Genomic DNA, 19,511 nt, shown 5'->3' with positions numbered 1-19,511 from the left:
GCATTCGAATTCACAAGGAGGTTTAGTGTATATTTAGCCCATGAAGGTACAGGAGAAAGATGTAGTCTACAGCAACCGGAATACTTATTCCACCTTGAACCAAGTTACAGAAAAGACCAAATATGTCTGGCTGGTCTTCCACGGCATCGGTTTTCTGAGCCGGTATTTCCTTAGGTATTTTGCCGATTTTGCTGAAGAAGAACACTATTTTATAGCCCCTCAGGCCCCCTCAAAATACTACCTGAACAATGAATACAAACATGTGGGGGCGAGCTGGCTTACGCGCGAAAACACCCTTTTGGAAAAGGAGAATGTGATGGCCTACCTGGATGGTGTATGGCAGGCGGAAAAAATCCCGAAAAACTGCAATCTAATTGTGTTTGGATACTCCCAGGGAGTGTCCATAGCCAGCCGGTATGTGGCTTACAGCAAAATCAAGCCTGCAAAACTGATCCTTTATGCAGGAGGTCTGCCCGAGGAACTCGACGAGAATTCTTTTAATTTTCTCAGTACTAAAACCCCAATCACATTTATCTACGGTAATCAGGATCCCTATTTAAATCCGGAGCGTATGGCCCGTGAACAGGCAAAACTGAACACCATCTTTGCTGGCAGGGCACAGTTAATGGCCTTTGAGGGAGGTCATGAATTAAAGAAAGAAATAATCCATAAGGTGATCCCATGAATATGCAGCCCACACTTGAAAATGACCGGGTAAGGCTGTCACCCCTCAGCATGGAAAACTATCTGGAGCTCGCAAAGATCGCTTCGCAACCGGGCCTGGTTCGCTATTCGCCCGGAAGAGTGGAAGATCCACAGGGTTTCAGGGATTATGTGGTCAGAGCTCTGGAAGCCCGGGAATCCAAAAAGGCAATCCCCTTTATTATTTACGACAAGGAAATCAAGGCCTTTGCGGGAAGTACACGTTACATGCATATCGACTGGATAAACAAGGTACTGCACATAGGAGCTACCTGGATTGGCAGGGAATTTCACGGAACGGGTTTGAATACCTCGATGAAGGATCTGATGCTCACCTATGCCTATTCAGATATGGAATTTGAAAAAGTGGAATTCCGTATTGATGAACGAAATACAGCATCGCGCAAAGCGGTAGAAAAACTGGGCGCCAGGCTGGAAGGAATTCTGCGCAAAAACGTTTACCTGGATGAAGGCTATAAGCGAAATACCTGTTGTTATGGACTGCTGAGGGAAGAATGGCAGTCGAAATACAAACGAGCAGGAATGTAGGAATAATCTGATAGCTCATACTGCGCAATTGACCACTGCGCCAGTCCAATTCACAACAAAGATTTGGGATATCAGAAAATTGACAACATATTGCCCCTGCCAAACTATAAATAAATGAATCCCAAATTCTTATTAATCCTTACCGTTTTAGTTTCTCTCATTTGTTCCTCCACCCCAAAATCCAGCTGTGCAGATGCTTACACTTCGGCTAGTTATGGGCTCTCGCATACTAAAAAGGCATTTAAAGCCCATAATTTTGATCATCAGAAATACTATGCAGCCAGGGCTCTGGAGGCACTGGAAAAGACAGAAAGCCTTGTAGGAGATTGCGGTTGTACAGGAGCAATGGATGCCATAGAACTAGGTATTGAAAACCTTGAAGAAGCTAAAGATCCCGCTGACTGGAAAATGGGCCGGTACTATTCAAAGAGGGCCATGGAGAAAACCTATAGCATCCTGGAGAATCTTGATCTATGCAGTATTGCTGGTGATGGCTCATCGCAATAAATGGTTACTTCCGATTCTCAAGCCAAAAACAGTTGAAATCTACCTTTCCTTTGTTTTTTCTTCTGACTCAAAATAGGTTATCCTTCTTGTTTTGTAGGTATTGTCCGGTGTTACAATCTGTTTGATCCAGTTCCTGAATTCACTGCCATCTAACTGATGAATGTATGCCTTGCTGGATTTAGCCCGACCCAGCAGGATGGTTTCTTTGCTCGGGTTACCCTCAGCATCGTATTCAAAATCCTTTCTTTGCCTCAATTTAAATTCCTCTTTCTCGGCATCGAAGAAAAATTCCTTTGAAGAGCGTATAAAACCTTCATTATCCCTTACCACCTCAATGGCCCTGTTAGGCACGCCTCCCAGGTATTCTCTGGTTAATACAAGTTCTTGTTCTTCAGGCGTTTCCTTATTCTTAACAGTAGTCTTGATGGATTTTTGAATTACCCCATTAATGGTGTAAGTAACCGTATTTTCGTCATTTTCGGCGATGTAAGTGATTTCGGTTTCATCTACACCCTCCTCATTGGAACGAATAATCCGTATCAATCTGTTCTCCTCGTTGTATATATATTCATACTGATCCAAAAACTCCTTCTGATAAGAATAGATGCGTTCAGTAATCCTATTTGATGTGGTATCCCTGGTGTAGAAATGAGCTATGGAGGTAGTTTCATCCAGTTGGCCCTGCATATAATTTTCATTACGCTGTTCCAGTAGAAGGGAATCCTGATATTTGTAATAGGTTATGCTGTAATCTTTTTCAGAAAAGCGGGTTATTGATTTGGTCAGTAAACCCTGCGGGTTAAACTCGAACTCCTCCTGTCCATAGCTGGTGATTACTAGACAATTCTTAACCGGGCCCCTGAGGTCAAAATCCTTGCGGCTAAATAGCTGGGGTTCCTGTGCAATTCCTGTAGAGAAGAATATTAAAGAAACAAGGAAGGTGTTTATCAACCGTTTAAGCATATCACAAAGTTAGTCTTTATTCAAGGGTTATGTCAAAAGACGTACCAAAAAAAGAGGGGCCAACTGACCCCTCCCTGTAAATGTATGTATATATGGATTAACCCGGCTTATTTCACTTCTTCGAAATCTACATCCTCTACATTGTCTCCTTCCTTGGCATCACCTCCTCCGGCAGTATCCTCTCCGTTAGGAGAAGCACCAGTCTGTTGTGCTTCGGCCTGAGCTTTGTACATTTCTTCGGAAGCTACTTTCCAGGCTTCATTGATCTTCTCAAGTGCGGGACTGATCTGATCCACATCCTTGGTTTCGTAAGCCTTTTTCAATCCTTCGAGGGCCTCTTCAATAGGCTTCTTCTTGTCGTCTGAAAGCTTATCTCCAAACTCTTTGAGTTGCTTCTCTGTCTGGAAGATCATAGCATCTGCTTCGTTGAGTTTATCCGCTACCTCCTTGGCTTTCTTATCCGCTTCGGCATTAGCCTCAGCTTCTGCTTTCATCTTCTCAATTTCTTCCTCGGTCAATCCTGAAGAAGCTTCAATACGAATATCCTGTGTCTTGTTAGTAGCCTTATCCGTAGCGGAAACCTTGATAATACCGTTGGCATCAATATCGAAGGTTACTTCGATCTGAGGTGTTCCTCTGGGTGCAGGTGGAATACCATCCAAGTGGAACCTGCCAATGGTTTTGTTATCACCGGCCATAGGACGTTCACCCTGAAGTACATGGATCTCAACGGAGGGCTGATTATCCGCAGCCGTAGAGAAGATCTGTGATTTCTTGGTAGGGATGGTAGTATTGGCCTCGATAAGACGGGTCATTACACCTCCCATGGTCTCGATTCCAAGAGATAATGGCGTTACATCTAACAACAATACATCTTTAACATCTCCTGTAAGTACACCACCTTGAATGGCAGCTCCCACGGCAACAACTTCATCGGGGTTAACCCCTTTTGAAGGCTTCTTGCCGAAGAACTTCTCCACTGCTTCCTGTACTGCAGGTATCCTTGTTGAACCACCTACCAGAATAATCTCGTCAATATCGCTCTTAGACAGCCCTGCAGCCTTAAGTGCCGCTTCGCAGGGTTCAATTGTACGTTTAACCAGATCACTTATCAGCTGCTCAAATTTAGCGCGTGACAGGCTGCGTACAAGGTGCTTGGGACCACTTGCTGTTGCTGTTACGTAAGGCAGGTTGATCTCTGTCTGGGAAGATGAAGACAGCTCAATCTTCGCTTTTTCAGCCGCTTCCCGCAAACGCTGCAGAGCCATAGGGTCTTCCCTGAGGTCCATACCCTCGTCATTCTTGAACTCTTCAGCCAGCCAATCGATCACTTTCTGATCAACATCATCTCCACCGAGGTGTGTATCTCCGTCAGTGGACAATACCTCAAACACGCCGTCTCCCAACTCCAGGATGGACACATCGTGTGTACCTCCACCAAAGTCGAAAACAACGATCTTCTGGTCTGTATCTTTCTTATCCAGTCCATATGCCAGCGATGCGGCAGTTGGCTCGTTGATGATTCGCTCAACCTTGAGTCCTGCAATTTCACCAGCTTCCTTTGTAGCCTGTCGCTGGGCGTCATTGAAGTATGCAGGTACTGTGATCACCGCCTGACTTACGGATTGACCCAGGTAATCTTCTGCCGTTTTCTTCATTTTCTGAAGTATCATGGCCGACAATTCCTGAGGTGTATATAAACGTCCGTCAATATCCACTCTTGGAGTGTCATTATCTCCTTTTACAACCTTATAAGGTACCCTGTCTGCTTCTTTCTTGGATTCTGAGTATTTGTTCCCCATGAATCTCTTGATAGAATATATAGTCTTGTGAGGATTAGTCACCGCCTGTCGCTTGGCCGGATCTCCCACCTTAATTTCACCGCCCTCTACAAAGGCGATAACAGAAGGCGTGGTCCTTTTCCCCTCAGCATTGGGGATAACAACCGGTTCATTCCCTTCCATCACAGAAACACAGGAGTTTGTTGTTCCTAAATCTATACCAATAATTTTGCTCATTTCGCTTCTTTTAAATTAGTGTTTGCCGTTGCACTGATTGTACAAGCTGCCATGGAAACGACAAACAATATGCCAATACCGTAAAACTGACATGATGTCATTATCTGTTGCCAAACCCTGATGATTTTATGCCAGGGCTAACGATCAAAATTTGCGATAAAAAACGAGGGTTAAGGGCAATCTTCTTTACGACGGGTATCGATAAGGTAGAGGATCTTCCAGGAACTGCCATCGTGATAAAGCTGAAAGGAATTTACCCCACAATGGCTGAAGGCATTGTTGCGCCAGAACTCATAAGCAGTCCACGCATTGGCCATAGGACCATCTATCCTGATCTTATAAGATTTAATGCGCTCTTCAAAAGCTACACTGTCCGGTATGCTGACAATTGCCTTGATCAGGGCATCAAAAGGGACATGGCGAACACGTACTTCTCCTTCAGGGTTTTCCCCTATGGTTTGCAAAATGGGGTTAGCTGCCAGTACGGATCGCATCACCGTGGAATCCTGATTGTGAAAACCTTCGAAAAAACGCTCGATGGTTTTCCGTACTTCCATCTCAGCTTCCTGCTGGCTGTAAGTGGTCAGGGTTCCGATTAAAAATATGAGGACTATAATTTTATTCATGACGTTAGTTTTATAGGCTGGTAAATTAGGGAATAATTGTCAGGCAGCTCAAATCTTGGTAAAAATTATGCATTTCTCCGTACCTTTATGGATCTAACAAACCAAGCATGTCTACAGCCAAAAAAGAATACAAAAGAGTGACTGTGAAGTCGCTCATAGAAATGAAACAAAATAGGGAGAAGATCTCCATGCTTACGGCTTACGATTATTCAATGGCCAAAATTGTTGACGCAGCAAAAGTAGACGTAATTCTTGTAGGTGATTCGGCCAGCAATGTAATGGCCGGGCATGAAACCACCCTGCCTATTACCCTTGATCAGATGATCTATCACGCCACTTCGGTTATACGGGCTATAGATCGTGCCCTTGTGGTGGTTGACCTGCCTTTTGGCAGTTATCAGAGTGATCCCAAGGAAGCTCTCAGATCTGCCATTCGCATTATGAAGGAAAGCGGTGCACATGCAGTCAAAGTAGAAGGGGGTGTTGAAATAAAGGAATCAGTAAAGCGGATCCTCAATGCAGGTATCCCCGTAATGGGACACCTGGGACTTACCCCACAGGCCATTTACAAGTTTGGAACCTATACCGTAAGGGCCAAAGAACAAGAAGAAGCAGAGAAACTATTAGAAGATGCCCTTCTTCTGGAAAAACTCGGTTGTTTTGCCATTGTGCTTGAGAAGATACCGGCAGCCTTAACAAAGAAGGTTTCTGAAAAACTGAGCATTCCCACCATAGGTATAGGTGGAGGGCGGTATGCGGACGGGCAGGTACTGGTGATCCACGATCTGCTGGGGATGACCCACGAATTCAACCCCCGATTCCTGAGGCGTTACATGAACCTGTATGAAGAAATGGGGAATGCTATTTCACAGTATGTTGCTGACGTGAAAAACCTCGACTTTCCAAGTGAGGAAGAACAATACTAGGATTTGATAAAGACCCTGAGCAACGATCAGAACCTTCAGGTTCTTTACGAGGACAACCACCTCATTGCGGTTAATAAACGTCCGGGAGATATTATACAGGGCGATAAAACGGGGGATAAACCCCTGAGTGAAATCGTAAAGGCCTACATCAAAAAGAAATACAATAAGCCCGGTAACGTTTTTCTGGGGGTAGCCCACCGATTGGACCGGCCAACTTCCGGGGTAGTTGTTTTTGCCCGCACTTCCAAAGCACTCGCACGCCTCAATCAATTATTTGCCGGTAAGGAGACCAGTAAAACCTATTGGGCACTTGTAAAGAAAAAGCCTCCAAAAGAAGCAGATACACTCACGCACTGGCTCAAAAAAAATCCGAAGCAAAACAAGTCGTATGCGCACAGCAATCAGGTTGGGGGGAGTAAACTGGCTATTTTAGACTATCGACTCAAAAAAAACCTGGATCGCTACTTTCTATTGGAAATTAACCTGCATACGGGCAGACACCATCAAATCCGGGCCCAGCTGTCAGCTATTGGCTGCCCAATAAAAGGTGACCTGAAATACGGTTACGACAGGAGTAATCCGGATGGTAGTATACACCTTCATGCCCGGTCACTGAAATTTGTTCACCCGGTGAAAAAGGAACCGGTAGAGATAACAGCCTCCCCTCCAGCTGGACTGCTTTGGGATTTATGTATGTCCGATTAGTATTGGGTTAACGGGTAAGGGCCAGGGCCTTTTCTCGTATAACCTGTGCCACCGGTTTATTCTGCAGGTGGCTTTCGAGCCAGGAAAGGATGTCCAGGTAGAGGAATGCGCGTTTTTCATATGGATGGTTCTCGTATACCTTGAGCCTGTCGTACAACTTCTGAAACGCTCCCTTGAGTTCATGTGGATAGATATCTCCCAGGCTTCTCAGGAATTTGATCATCTCCTTCTGTACAGCGTGCAGGTCGTTCATTTTAAGCAGGAACTTGTAGGTACTGCGGAGCTGTACCTCCAGATGGTAATCCATTCCTGCCTCATAATGGGCCACCAGGCTAAGTACCCTGGCGAAACACATTAAATCTTCCCGCATCTTCAGGTTCTTGTTGTTGATGATCTTCTTGAGGTAGGCAATGCATGTCTTGTTATCCCCTATTCCGAAATACAAACAGGCTATTTTATAGTAGAGCACCATGATATGATGCTGGTCAATACGGTCCCTGTGTTTATTGATGCCGTATTCAACGATCTTCACCAGGTACAAGGCCTTGTCAAAAGTGCCTTCCATAAAATGCATGTTCAACTTATTGGAATTCACATAGAGAAAGATCAGGGAGGCAATATTGTCATTTTTCGGGAAGCTTTTGCGATTTACTACTTCTTCCAGCTTCAAAAGGGTACTCCTGAATTGAGTACTGTACTTAACAAAGAACAAAGATTCAAGCAGGTAATGGTTTCCCTTTAAATAAAAGACAGGATTCAGATAGATCATGCGCTCGTTTTCATTGAAAAGGTCTACCCATTTACTGGCGAATTTGTAGCACGACAAAAAATCCTGGAGGAGGAAGCTGTACCAGAGATGCGCCTTATACAACCAAAGCTTTTCGCGGAATCCGAGATCCTCGGGTTTGTACTCAGGCATATGCATTTCGAAATAACGCTCCACCTTCTGCAAATCCTCATCGTTCCTCACATAACCCAGTTTGAGCATCATGCCATATAGTTGAAGGGAAAGGTTAGACAACTGACTGGTCAGCGCGTTCTGGTCCGAAAGGTGTTTGGCCTGTATTGCGAGTTCATCGGCCCGGTCAGGAATACTCCTTGTTATATACTGAGTTTCAATGACCTTCTCAAGCTCAACGATTTCATAGGCAATGTTCTTTTCCTCATTTTCAATGGCCACTCCCTTGACCTTCTCAAGTATCTTGAGGCTTTGTTTATATAAACCTTTCTGATAGAGGATGGTGGCAAAATCAAGCTGCTCCCGTATCTGCACACGGATGTTCTGGTTCACCGGATTTAGCCGCAGGCTTACCAGGATCTGCTTATAAAGGTGTGCCTTGAGGTTGGATAGCTGCGTTTTCTTTACAATGCCACTCTCGAGGATAACCTTTTCATTGTAGGTTTTCATCTTGTCCAGGAGGTTGAAAAGCGCCAGAAATTTGGCGTCCGTATTCACCCCCAATCTGCCCACATAGAGTTTGAACTGCCGCTTTTCGGATTTCGACAGGGATTTAACCAGAACAAACAAAGCGTCTTTGTGGACATTTGTCATCGTAAAAAAATAGATTTAAGTACTTGATTATTAGTTTTTTAATATATCGAAAAAGTGAATAAACGTTGTAAATGCCCCCTTTAGACAAAAGCAGATCGTCTCACTAAGTATATTTTCGTAATTAAGTCAACTATTATACAAATATAATGAGTAAAGATAAGGTAGAGATTTTTGACACCACCTTGAGGGATGGAGAGCAGGTACCGGGCTGCAAGTTAGATACTGAGCAAAAGCTCGTAATCGCCCGCAGACTGGATGAACTGGGTGTAGACATTATAGAGGCTGGGTTTCCCATTTCGAGCCCCGGAGATTTTAAATCTGTGGAAGAAATAGCCCGGGTGGTCAAAAATGCACGTGTATGCGGACTTACGCGATCGGTTAAGAAAGATATTGAAGTAGCGGCAGAGGCAATTAAGCATGCTAAAAGACCTCGTATACATACAGGCATCGGGACTTCGGATTCACATATCAAATTTAAGTTCAATTCTACCAGGGAAAAGGTTTTGGAACGTGCTGTGGAAGCGGTGAAATATGCCAAATCCTTCGTAGAAGACGTTGAATTTTACGCAGAAGATGCAGGAAGAACAGATAATGAATACCTGGCCAGGGTCTGCGAGGCTGTTATTAAGGCAGGTGCCACCGTGTTGAATATTCCGGATACTACCGGTTATTGTCTTCCGGAGGAATATGGTGCGAAAATGAGATATCTGAAAGAGAACGTTAGAGGAATTGAAAAAGCAACCCTTTCCTGCCACTGTCATAATGATCTGGGGCTTGCCACCGCGAACTCCATAGAGGGGGTTATCCATGGGGCCAGGCAGATTGAATGCACTATTAACGGTATTGGTGAGCGTGCAGGAAATACATCACTGGAAGAGGTGGTCATGATCCTAAGACAACACCCCTACCTCAACCTGGATACTGACATCAACAGCAAATTGTTGTACAGCACAAGTCAGATGGTTTCCCAATTGATGGGGATGCCTGTTCAACCCAATAAAGCCATAGTAGGTTCCAACGCATTTGCCCATAGTTCCGGTATCCACCAGGACGGTGTCATCAAGAAAAGGGAGACTTATGAAATAATTGATCCCACGGACGTGGGGGTAGATCATTCTTCCATTGTTCTAACAGCGAGGAGCGGTCGGGCCGCTCTGGCCTATCGCGCTAAAAATGTAGGCTACGAGCTTACTAAATTGCAATTGGATGAAGTATATCAGGAGTTTCTGAAATACGCAGACCGCAAAAAGGAAATTATGGACGAGGATATCCATAAGATCATTGAATCCAGCAAGGTAAATATTGAAAGTATCGCATAGATGAAACTGAAAATAGCCGTATTGCCCGGGGATGGAATAGGTCCTGAAGTAACGGCACAGGCACAAAAATGCCTTACCGCCGTGGCAGATATCTTCGGCCATGAATTTAGTTTCAAGAAAGCAGCTGTAGGTGCCGTAGCGATTGAAAAAAGCGATACTCCCCTTCCCAGGGAAACCCTGGACCTTTGTTATGACTCAGATGCTGTCCTTTTTGGGGCTATCGGCGATCCCAAATACGATAACAACCCCAACGCGAAAATCAGACCAGAACAGGGCCTCCTGGAATTGCGGCAAAAACTGGGTCTGTTCTGCAATATCCGCCCCGTAAAAATATTCCCGACCCTTATTGATAAATCTCCCCTGAAGAAAAAGGTAATCAAGGGTACGGATTTTGTGATCTACCGGGAGTTAACCGGCGGTATTTACTTCGGGGAAAAGAAGCTTAGCTCAGATGGCACCAGGGCTTCGGACCTTTGTGTGTATACGGAGGAAGAAATAAGCCGGATCAGCCACCTCGCTTTTAAAGCCGCCAAGTCCAGGCGAAATAAACTAACACTGGTAGATAAAGCCAACGTTCTCGAATCTTCCCGTTTATGGAGAAAAGTGGTTTCCAGAATTGCGGAGAGTTACCCGGAAGTCACGGTAAACTACCTGTACATCGACAATGCAGCCATGCAACTGATCCTGAACCCCGGACAATTCGATGTAATCCTTACCGGGAATATGTTTGGGGATATCCTTTCAGATGAAGGAGGGGTAATTGGAGGATCAATTGGGCTTCTGCCATCTGCCTCCGTTGGTGAAAAACACGCCCTTTTTGAACCGATACATGGCTCTTATCCGCAGGCCAAAGGAAAGGATATTGCCAATCCGATAGCCTCAATCCTGTCAGGCGCAATGCTGCTGGACCATTATGGGCTGGATGAAGAATCACGTGCTGTGGTTATCTCTGTGCTCAAGGCTATGAAAAAAGGGATAGTCACCCAAGACCTGAATCCTGAGCAGCATTATGGAACCCAGTATGTGGGCGATTTTATTGCTGATAATATCAATGACACAGACGAACACCTAATCCTCAACCGGGAAAACATCTGGCTGGGAAAATCCACCATTATTTAATTTCAGGATAATTAATCACCAATTATTGGTCTACTCAGATAACAAGGTGCTTACTAAGGCGTGGAAATCTTCTTTAAAATCCAGGTATTTCTGTCCGGTTGCCGGACCGTTAAAACCGGTAGATATCTTCCTCACTTCTCCCTTCTTGTCTATGAATATGGTGGTGGGATAGGAAAGGACCCTATTTAGCATGGGGAGTTTTTCGTTTGCCTTTCCTTTGTCCGAACTCCCGTACTGAGCCAGAAGTATGGGATAGCTAATTCCCAGTCTTTCCCTAAGCCTGTTGATTGCCTTAAAAGCCAATTCCTCTGTTTTGGCGTATTCAAAGGCTAGAGCCACTACTTCAAGGTCTTCATTGGGGTTTTTTTCCAGATACTCTACAAGGAACTTGCTTTCATCCAGGCAATTAGGACACCAGGTGCCCATGATTTGAATAATTAAAACTTTGTCCGTAAACCGGGCATCATCAGAAGTAATCAGTGATCCTTCACTATGCGGAAATGCAAATTCAAAACGTTCATAGCCTTCTTTTATGAAGGTTAAGCTGTCTGCATCTGGCAGCTCAAAACCTTCATTGCGCTTTGCTTCAAAAGTTTCCAGGGAATGGTTGCCGGAATAGAATTTCCCGCTAAGGGTGGAATCCTTTATGCCCGCGGTAAAAAGAAAAGCGTGTGCCCCGTCAAAGGTGGAAATCATCAAGGAGTCTCCTTCCACTACCCCTTCCAGGTAGCGATAATCCCCTGTGGCGGTTCTGAATGTTCCTGTTACAAGATTACCTGTCTGGGTAAAAATCCCCTTGGCTTTGTAGGGGTCCTTTTCCATTGGGTAGAAAACGGTTTCCCAGACCCCTGATATGTCGGAAGTGGCTTTTCCCGTTCCAGGAAATCGCTCATTTTTACCAAATTCTGCACGAAAAGGAACAATACGATCCAGGCTTTCCTTGATAAAAACTCCTCTTATCCGGGTACTATCAAAAGTACCTGCAATGTAGCCTTCAAATACGGGGAACTTTATGGTGATGGAGTCTCCCTTAGTCGTTATCTCATCAACCTCAATAAGCTCTTCGGCGTTTCTGATTTGCATAGAATATTTATCAGCCCTTATGTCCAGGTTAAAGGTGAAGGGTAACTTTTTTTGGTCCTTCACCATTAATATTCCCCTCCATGGCCCTGTTTTCAGGGAATTATTTGTGGGTTGCTCTTTGCATCCCAGGAGTAATGTGATAATCCCCAGGATCACTAATTTAATTCGCATAGCATTTATTTTGGATACAAATATCGCCATATGATCCAAAAACTTGCAATTTACTGCTCAAAGAACCAGTCTTTATTGAATCTAAGAGCCCATTATCTTATATTTGGGCCCATAATTCCCGACTATGAAAATATCCTATAACTGGCTGCAGCAGTTTATCCAATTGGACTGGGATTCACGAAAGACCGCAGACCTGTTAACATCTCTGGGGCTGGAAGTGGAAGGAATCCATTCTTTTGAATCTATCAAAGGAGGACTTAAAGGCGTAGTGGTAGGTGAAGTGCTAACCTGTATCAAGCACCCCAATGCCGATAAACTGAAGCTGACTACAGTGGATATTGGTGAGGAAAAGCCGGTACAGATAGTTTGTGGCGCCCCCAATGTTGAGGCCGGCCAAAAAGTGCCTGTTGCCACCATTGGCACAACCTTGTACAACGCCGAAGGGGAATCCTGGACGATCAAAAAAGGTAAGATCCGGGGTGAATTCAGCCATGGGATGATTTGTGCAGAGGATGAACTTGGACTTGGGAACAGTCATGAAGGAATTATGGTGCTGAGCGAAGAACTTGAACCCGGCACCCCTTGTTCCGAAATTTTCGAAGTGGAGCAGGACGAAATATTTGAAATAGGTTTGACCCCCAACAGGGCTGATGCCATGAGCCATTTTGGTGTGGCCAGGGATCTCAAGGCTGGCCTGCTGCAACAGGAGATCCATACCGGGCTCAATACTCCTTCCGTAAGTAATTTTGGGGTGACCAACAGGTCCCTGAAAATAGATGTTGACGTACTGGATGCCAGGATGGCGCCCAGATATTGCGGGGTAACCATCAGCAACCTCATTGTGCAGCAATCCCCGGACTGGTTAAAGAACAGGCTCAAGGCCATAGGGTTAAACCCCATTAACAATGTGGTGGATGCGACCAATTATGTGTTGCATGAGCTGGGGCAACCTTTGCACGCCTTTGATGCCGATCGTATCTACGGGAATAAGATTATTGTGAGGCATGCTGAGCCCGGGTCTAAATTTATGACGCTTGACGGTGAGGAACGGGAACTGCATGAGGAGGATCTTATGATTTGTGACGCTGAGAAACCCATGTGCATTGCCGGAGTTTTCGGAGGAATTAATACCGGTGTTACGGAAGATACCAGGGCCATTTTCCTGGAAAGCGCCTATTTTGATCCTGTATCCATCAGGAAAACCGCCAAAAGGCATGGCCTCAACACGGATGCATCGTTCCGCTTTGAAAGGGGCATTGACATCAACAACGTGGAATATGCCCTTAAACGCGCAGCACTGCTGATCTGTGAAATTACCGGTGGGGACATTACTTCAGATATTGTTGACCTCTATCCCAAAAAAATGGAAGATCAACAGGTGTTCCTCACCTTTGAAAAGATCTATAACCTAATTGGGCAGGAAATTCCCAGGGATAATATCAAAACCATACTGGCTTCCCTGGACATCAAGGTAAAAAGCGTTACCGAAACAGGTTTGGGCCTTACTATCCCATTTTACAGGGTAGACGTACAACGGGAGGTTGATGTAATAGAAGAGATTCTGAGGGTATATGGATATGACAATGTACATATTCCGGAAAAACTTACGGCATCCATCGCCCCATCTTCCAAATACGAGGATTACAAGCTTGAAAATGCAATCGGACAGCTACTGGCATCCAAAGGTTTTTATGAAATACTGGCCAACAGCCTTACCAATCCGGAATATTCTGAATATCTCGATGAAGGTGAGCGCGCCGGACAGACCGTTGTCCTGAATCCGCTGAGCAAGGAATTATCTGTGATGAGGCAATCCATGCTCTTCTCAGGACTGGAGGCTGTGGCACATAATCTCAACCGCCGTAAGGGCAACCTCAGGCTTTTTGAATTCGGGGTAACCTATGGCCAAAAGGGTGAGGGTTATGAAGAGGTAAAACACCTTTCCCTGCTGCTAAGCGGATCCCGTTTTGCCCAGGACTGGACAACCCCGGCCAGAGATATGGGATTCTATTACCTTAAGGCTACTACCAATCTCGTGCTGAGTCGTTTTGGTATTAGCGACTTTGAAAGCCGGGTTGGCAATAATCCCTTGCTCAATGAAGCCCTTGATTACTACTTTGGTGATAATCTGCTGGTGTCTTTTGGTGTAGTTAGACCTGAACTGCTGAAAGCATTTGACATTAAACAGGAAGTGCTTTACGCAGACTTTCAATGGGAAAACCTGACCCACATAGCTGAAAAGCAGGAAATTGTTTATCGGCCTATCCCGAAATACCCGGACGTTAAAAGGGATTTTGCCCTGCTTCTGGACGACAGCACAGCCTTCGAGCAAATCAAACAAATTGCATTCCGCACTGAACGGAAACTCCTTAAGCAGGTAGAGCTTTTTGATGTGTACAAAGGGGATAAATTACCTGAAGGAAAGAAGTCTTACGCTGTTAGCTTTACCCTGCAGGATGAAAACAAAACACTTACAGACAAGCAGATCGACAAGATCATGAACAAGCTAAGGTCTGCCTATGAAAAGGAGTTAGGGGCCGAATTGCGTTAATCAGGAGTGCCTGGGGAGATTACTGAATCAATTACGTGCACTACCCCATTGCTCAGGTTGGTTTCCTCTGTTTTTATCTTAGCCGTATTTCCGGAGCAATCCGTCAACAGGATATCGGTTCCCTCCAGGGTAGCGAGTATCTCATTGCCCTGAATGGTTTTAAATACAGCGCTGCCCTTGCCGCTGGCCATAGCCTGCAGCATTCGGGAGGCAGTAAGTTCCCCAACCACCATATGGTAGGTAAGCATTTTGAGCAACTCCTGTTTATTCTCAGGAGTTAGCCATTCGGACTGGGCTCTGCCCAAAAGTTTCCTAAAAGCCGTATCCGAAGGGGCAAAAATTGTTATGGGGCCCCGACTTCCCAGCATTTTATCCAGGTCCGTCATTTTTAAGGCTTGCAATAAAGTTTTATGGTTCTGGACCAGAACCTCGCTCTCCAGGATAGACGGCTTGAGTGCAGCGGTACTAAAAGGATCAGCTGAGATTTGCGCATGAACATAACCCACTATCAGCAGGCAAACTACCAAGGTAAATTGATGTAGCGATTTCAAGGTCATGTTCTTTGCGATAATATGGGGGCGCTATCGATAAACGGCATCAAAAGTCCGACAATATACAATATTGACCGTTTGAGCTATAAGTTCGCTCTTCAAAACTTATGCACATTAACATAATATTAACATTTTTTAACGCTTAGGGGCATTTGATGTACGCAGACTGTTTGATTATTTTTGGGGCAATTGCTAAAAAAAGAAAATGTTACCAAGAACCAATATTGAGGAGAAACTTCAAAACCTCCGCTCGCGCACTGCGCATGAAGATAAATTGCTTAGTGAAGTCTATGAACTGCTCCGGCAGGATCAGGAAAAAGAAAACAGGATTGAGGCCAATATTTCCGGTAAAAACGATAAGCGCGACAATGCATTTGACTTTGACCTGCTGGAAACCGAAAACATCTTTCATATAGACCAGATCAGGAATATCTGCATTGATTACCGACTGCGATTCCTGGATACCAAATACTTCAAAGGCCAGATACCGGCTGAGGCCATTTCCAGGATTAAGAAACTGGAAAAGGAGCATAATTTGGAAATAAAGGGATACAAGATCATCGCCCCTTCCAAACTATTTAAATTGGAAGACAAAGACGACCCCCTGCTTTTCGCCCCAATAGGCAACGGTTATTACTACCTGATCCACAAATGGGGAAATGATCTTCACCCCCTGAGAAAAGCACTGGTATGGCCATTCAGGAATATTATCAATTTAACTGCCCTGGTTGTTCTCATCAGCTACCTGGCCACATTACTGGTTCCTGAGGGTCTGTTCTCAAAATCCAGTTCCACGGCAGAATTCTGGATCATATTCTTTTTCATGTTTAAATCGGTTGCAGCCGTGGTCATCTTCTACGGATTTGCTTTGGGCAAGAATTTTAATCCGGCAATCTGGAACAGTAGATATTTCAACGCATAAAAAAAGCACTTCGGAGGAAGTGCTTTTATGCTTACGCCAAAACGGAATACATTTTATCCCGTTGTTCCTTAATGGAGGGATCAGCCAGGTACTCATCCAGTGACAGGTGCCTGTCTATAATATTCTTGGGCGTGAGTTCCACAATCCGGTTGGCAACGGTTTGTGCAAACTGGTGGTCATGTGTAGTGAACAACACCGTCCCCTTGAAGTTCTTAAGTGAATTATTAAATGCGGTGATACTTTCGAGATCCAGGTGGTTCGTAGGTTCATCCAGTAACAGCACATTGGCACGCAACATCATCATCCTGCTTAACATGCACCTTACCTTTTCTCCTCCTGACAATACCGTACACATTTTCAGGGCCTCTTCCCCGCTAAAAAGCATTTTGCCCAGAAATCCGCGAATAAAAACCTCTTCTTTTTCTTCATCGGTCTTGGCCCACTGCCTCAACCAGTCTACCAGGCTGATCTTATCCTGGAAGAAATGGGAGTTATCAGCAGGCAGGTAGGCCTGTGAGGTGGTAATCCCCCACTGGAACTTACCTGTGTCGGCTTTGCGATTGCCCGTCAAAATCTCATAAAAGGCAGTTGTTGCCCGGGAATCTTTGGAAAGGATAGCCACCTTGTCGCCCTTGGCCAGATTTAAGTTCACATTCTGAAACAACATTTCACCATCCTCAGCTTGAGCTGAAAGATTTTCAACATTCAGGATCTGATCACCTGCTTCCCGTTCCCTGTCAAAAATAATGGCCGGATACCTCCTGCTTGAAGGTTTAATGTCTTCCACCCGCAATTTTTCAAGCATTTTTTTTCGTGAAGTTGCCTGCTTGCTTTTGGCCACATTGGCACTAAAACGCTGAATAAATTCCTGCAGCTCTTTTGCCTTTTCTTCAGCCTTCCTGTTTTGCTGGGCGCGTTGCCTTGCAGCCAGCTGACTACTCTGGTACCAAAAGGTGTAGTTCCCTGAATACAGGTTTATCTTCCCAAAATCAATGTCGGCAATATGGGTACAAACCGCATCGAGAAAGTGGCGGTCGTGAGACACCACGATCACCGTATTATCGTAATCGGCCAGGAAGTTTTCCAGCCAGCTTATCGTTTCAAAATCCAGATCGTTGGTAGGCTCATCCATGATCAGTACATCCGGATTGCCAAATAAAGCCTGTGCAAGAAGAACACGTACCTTCATTTTAGCCTCCATCTCCCCCATCTGTGAATAATGCATGCTTTCCGGTATCCCCAGGTTAGACAACAGGGCTGCAGCATCACTATCGGCATTCCAACCGTTCATTTCCTCAAATGTCACCTGCAGTTCTCCAATGCGATCAGCATTCTCATCGCTGTAATCAGCATATAGCGCATCTATCTCCTTTTTAATTTCAAAAAGAGGCTTATTTCCCATAACCACCGTCTCCAGAACCCCAAATTCATCGTAGGAATTATGATTCTGCTCCAGCACAGACATACGTTTGCCAGGTTCCAGGTGCACATGGCCTGAGGTTGCGTCTATTTCACCGGCGAGAATTTTAAGAAATGTGGATTTACCCGCGCCGTTTGCGCCTATTATTCCGTAACAATTGCCCTGGGTAAAACTTACATTTACCTCATCGAAAAGTACGCGCTTGCCAAATTGCACACTAAGATTGCTTACTGATAGCATTTACCTGTTTTTAAATTTGGCGCAAAAATAGCGAAAAATACAGTGCTTTAACAATACAAAAAGGAGGGTTTTTATCTCTGTTTGTATACTATTAAGGGTATTTTAACGCCCTATTAACAGCAAGCATATCGGCGTTTTTTTAGCTTTGTTTACTACCAACTGCCCTGTAGCATATGACAAGATTTTTATTTTGCCTTCTTGTAGTACTGACTGTTAGTTGCGGGAAAAAGGAAAGTAATTCCTCCTCCGTTTTCTTCGCCGGCGAAATTGTAAACCCAACAAACGACAAAGTAATTTTGTTCAGAGGAGATGAACCTCTGGATACTGCTTACCTTGATCAATTCAATCGGTTTGCCATTGAACTGGATTCGGTAGTTGAGGGCTTGCACCATTTCCAGCATCATCCTGAAGAGCAGTACGTATACCTTGAAAAAGGCGATAGTATCCAGTTGCGCTTAAATACCATCAATTTTGATGAATCCCTGGTTTTCTCCGGAAGTGGTGAGGAAATCAACAATTTTATGGTGGAGATGTTTTTGGCCGATGAAGCTGAAGAGCGCTTGGTATACCATCTATACAAGCTGGAACCAGCTACGTTTGCGGCAAAAATAGATTCCCTGAGAAATACCAAACTGGAAAGTTTACAAAACCTGTTTGATGAATACAGCATTTCACAGGGAGCCTATGATATGGCGAAGGCTGGTATAGAATATGGGACTTACATTTACATGGAGGCCTATCCTTTCTACCACAGGAAAAAAACCGGGGAAAAGATCTTTCATAAATTACCGGCCAATTTTTATGACTACCGCCAGGATATCAACTTCAACTATAAGGGGCTGGCCTATCTCAGGCCCTATTACAACTTTATGAAGTATCACCTGGGCAACATGTCCTACATGGGTTGCATGGAAAAATGCGGGGATATAGAATTGGAAAGCAACCAATTACATTTCAACAAACACAAGCTGTTTCTTATAGATAGCCTGGTACAGGAAATAGAGCTACGGGATAACCTGTTCCGTAATGTAGCTATGGATTACCTGCTAAAGCACGATAATGAGGAAAATATTGGCAGGTTTATATCAGACTTCCATAAACTTTCAGGCAACAACAGACATATAGGGGAAATCAATGACCTGTATGAAGGAATCAAGAGAATGCAACCCAGCAAGGAATTGCCAGAATTGACGCTCTATTCTTCCGATGAAAGCCCGGTTTCACTCTCAGAGCTCTCCAGGGGCCAAGAGACCGTCTTCTACTTCTGGTCTGGTAGTGAAATGGGACATTTCAGAAACATCAGCAAAAGGATAGCCAAGTTGAAATCCAAATATCCCAGGTACAATTTTATTGGCATCAACCTGAGGACGGATATTAATCGCTGGAAATCACTAATTGAAAACCACAACCTCTCCCCTTCGGAGCAATATTGGGCAGACGACTTCGACGCCATTACCCATACCCTGATCATCTCAGATTCCAATAAAGGGATTATTGCAAAGGATGGAGTTATTATAGATGGCTTTGCCAATGTCTATCAATCCTTCTGATTTTTCGGAAAGCGTAAATTTATTGAGGGGCCTGAAT

Annotated in this window: 17 protein-coding genes; 10 read left to right on the top strand and 7 right to left on the bottom strand. The window is 44.6% G+C overall.

What is annotated here, in order from left to right:
* The first annotated feature begins 40 nt into the window (after nucleotides 1–40).
* The 3 genes from OO016_RS07470 to OO016_RS07460 all read left to right on the top strand — a co-directional run bounded on the left by OO016_RS07470 (nucleotide 41) and on the right by OO016_RS07460 (nucleotide 1,758).
* Nucleotides 41–685, top strand: a complete 645-nt coding sequence (locus OO016_RS07470; protein ID WP_266012092.1) for an alpha/beta hydrolase — start codon at nucleotides 41–43, stop codon at nucleotides 683–685.
* A 2-nt stretch (nucleotides 686–687) separates the two neighbouring features.
* Nucleotides 688–1,251 (top strand): GNAT family N-acetyltransferase, encoded by a 564-nt coding sequence (locus OO016_RS07465; RefSeq protein ID WP_369413834.1) that lies wholly within the window; start codon nucleotides 688–690, stop codon nucleotides 1,249–1,251.
* Nucleotides 1,252–1,365: 114 nt separating this feature from the next.
* Nucleotides 1,366–1,758: a hypothetical protein gene (locus OO016_RS07460; protein ID WP_266012090.1), complete on the top strand. Its 393-nt coding sequence runs from the start codon at nucleotides 1,366–1,368 to the stop codon at nucleotides 1,756–1,758.
* A 39-nt stretch (nucleotides 1,759–1,797) separates the two neighbouring features.
* On the opposite strand, the gene OO016_RS07455 is transcribed toward OO016_RS07460, so the two are convergent.
* The 3 genes from OO016_RS07455 to OO016_RS07445 all read right to left on the bottom strand — a co-directional run bounded on the left by OO016_RS07455 (nucleotide 1,798) and on the right by OO016_RS07445 (nucleotide 5,365).
* The gene (locus tag OO016_RS07455) at nucleotides 1,798–2,721 is read right to left on the bottom strand and encodes a hypothetical protein (protein WP_266012088.1); all 924 of its coding nucleotides are present in this window, start codon (nucleotides 2,719–2,721) and stop codon (nucleotides 1,798–1,800) included.
* A gap of 107 nt (nucleotides 2,722–2,828) precedes the next feature.
* Nucleotides 2,829–4,739 carry a molecular chaperone DnaK gene (dnaK, locus tag OO016_RS07450; RefSeq protein WP_266012085.1) on the bottom strand — a complete coding sequence of 637 codons (1,911 nt, stop codon included), beginning with the start codon at nucleotides 4,737–4,739 and terminating at the stop codon, nucleotides 2,829–2,831.
* 170 nt (nucleotides 4,740–4,909) lie between these two features.
* Nucleotides 4,910–5,365, bottom strand: coding sequence for a nuclear transport factor 2 family protein (locus tag OO016_RS07445; protein ID WP_266012083.1), 456 nt, complete (start codon nucleotides 5,363–5,365; stop codon nucleotides 4,910–4,912).
* 107 nt (nucleotides 5,366–5,472) lie between these two features.
* Between OO016_RS07445 and panB the strand changes: the two genes are divergently transcribed.
* Nucleotides 5,473–6,291 (top strand): 3-methyl-2-oxobutanoate hydroxymethyltransferase, encoded by an 819-nt coding sequence (gene panB / locus OO016_RS07440; RefSeq protein WP_266012082.1) that lies wholly within the window; start codon nucleotides 5,473–5,475, stop codon nucleotides 6,289–6,291.
* 3 nt (nucleotides 6,292–6,294) lie between these two features.
* Entirely contained in the window at nucleotides 6,295–6,996 is a 702-nt protein-coding gene (locus OO016_RS07435; protein ID WP_266012081.1) for an RluA family pseudouridine synthase, read from the top strand.
* Nucleotides 6,997–7,003: 7 nt separating this feature from the next.
* On the opposite strand, the gene OO016_RS07430 is transcribed toward OO016_RS07435, so the two are convergent.
* On the bottom strand, nucleotides 7,004–8,548 hold the full coding sequence (locus tag OO016_RS07430; protein WP_266012080.1) for a hypothetical protein: 1,545 nt from the start codon (nucleotides 8,546–8,548) through the stop codon (nucleotides 7,004–7,006).
* Between the two features lie 146 nt (nucleotides 8,549–8,694).
* Between OO016_RS07430 and OO016_RS07425 the strand changes: the two genes are divergently transcribed.
* Together OO016_RS07425 and leuB are read left to right on the top strand one after the other, a co-directional pair.
* Entirely contained in the window at nucleotides 8,695–9,867 is a 1,173-nt protein-coding gene (locus OO016_RS07425; protein ID WP_266012078.1) for a 2-isopropylmalate synthase, read from the top strand.
* Entirely contained in the window at nucleotides 9,868–10,986 is a 1,119-nt protein-coding gene (gene leuB, locus OO016_RS07420) for a 3-isopropylmalate dehydrogenase (protein WP_266012076.1), read from the top strand.
* Between the two features lie 30 nt (nucleotides 10,987–11,016).
* Here leuB and OO016_RS07415 read toward each other — a convergent pair whose 3' ends face one another.
* Nucleotides 11,017–12,240, bottom strand: coding sequence for a peroxiredoxin family protein (locus OO016_RS07415; protein ID WP_266012074.1), 1,224 nt, complete (start codon nucleotides 12,238–12,240; stop codon nucleotides 11,017–11,019).
* 124 nt (nucleotides 12,241–12,364) lie between these two features.
* On the opposite strand from OO016_RS07415, the gene pheT reads away from it, so the two are divergent.
* On the top strand, nucleotides 12,365–14,791 hold the full coding sequence (gene pheT, locus OO016_RS07410) for a phenylalanine--tRNA ligase subunit beta (protein WP_266012072.1): 2,427 nt from the start codon (nucleotides 12,365–12,367) through the stop codon (nucleotides 14,789–14,791).
* On the opposite strand, the gene OO016_RS07405 is transcribed toward pheT, so the two are convergent.
* Nucleotides 14,788–15,342 carry a fasciclin domain-containing protein gene (locus OO016_RS07405; RefSeq protein ID WP_266012070.1) on the bottom strand — a complete coding sequence of 185 codons (555 nt, stop codon included), beginning with the start codon at nucleotides 15,340–15,342 and terminating at the stop codon, nucleotides 14,788–14,790. The genes pheT and OO016_RS07405 overlap by 4 nt on opposite strands.
* Nucleotides 15,343–15,547: 205 nt before the next feature.
* Between OO016_RS07405 and OO016_RS07400 the strand changes: the two genes are divergently transcribed.
* Nucleotides 15,548–16,264: a hypothetical protein gene (locus tag OO016_RS07400; RefSeq protein WP_266012068.1), complete on the top strand. Its 717-nt coding sequence runs from the start codon at nucleotides 15,548–15,550 to the stop codon at nucleotides 16,262–16,264.
* Nucleotides 16,265–16,295: 31 nt separating this feature from the next.
* Here OO016_RS07400 and OO016_RS07395 read toward each other — a convergent pair whose 3' ends face one another.
* Nucleotides 16,296–17,924, bottom strand: coding sequence for an ABC-F family ATP-binding cassette domain-containing protein (locus OO016_RS07395; protein ID WP_266012066.1), 1,629 nt, complete (start codon nucleotides 17,922–17,924; stop codon nucleotides 16,296–16,298).
* A 173-nt stretch (nucleotides 17,925–18,097) separates the two neighbouring features.
* Here OO016_RS07395 and OO016_RS07390 point away from each other — a divergent pair, with 173 nt between their 5' ends.
* A complete protein-coding gene (locus OO016_RS07390; protein WP_266012064.1) occupies nucleotides 18,098–19,474 on the top strand; it encodes a TlpA family protein disulfide reductase in 1,377 nt (458 codons plus the stop codon).
* Nucleotides 19,475–19,511 lie beyond the last annotated feature (37 nt).

The organism is Lentiprolixibacter aurantiacus (genome assembly GCF_026241225.1).
Taxonomy (GTDB): Bacteria; Bacteroidota; Bacteroidia; order Flavobacteriales; family Flavobacteriaceae; genus Lentiprolixibacter; species Lentiprolixibacter aurantiacus.
The sequence above is the reverse complement of the archived record's forward strand: the minus strand, read 5'-3'. Positions and strand labels throughout refer to the sequence as shown.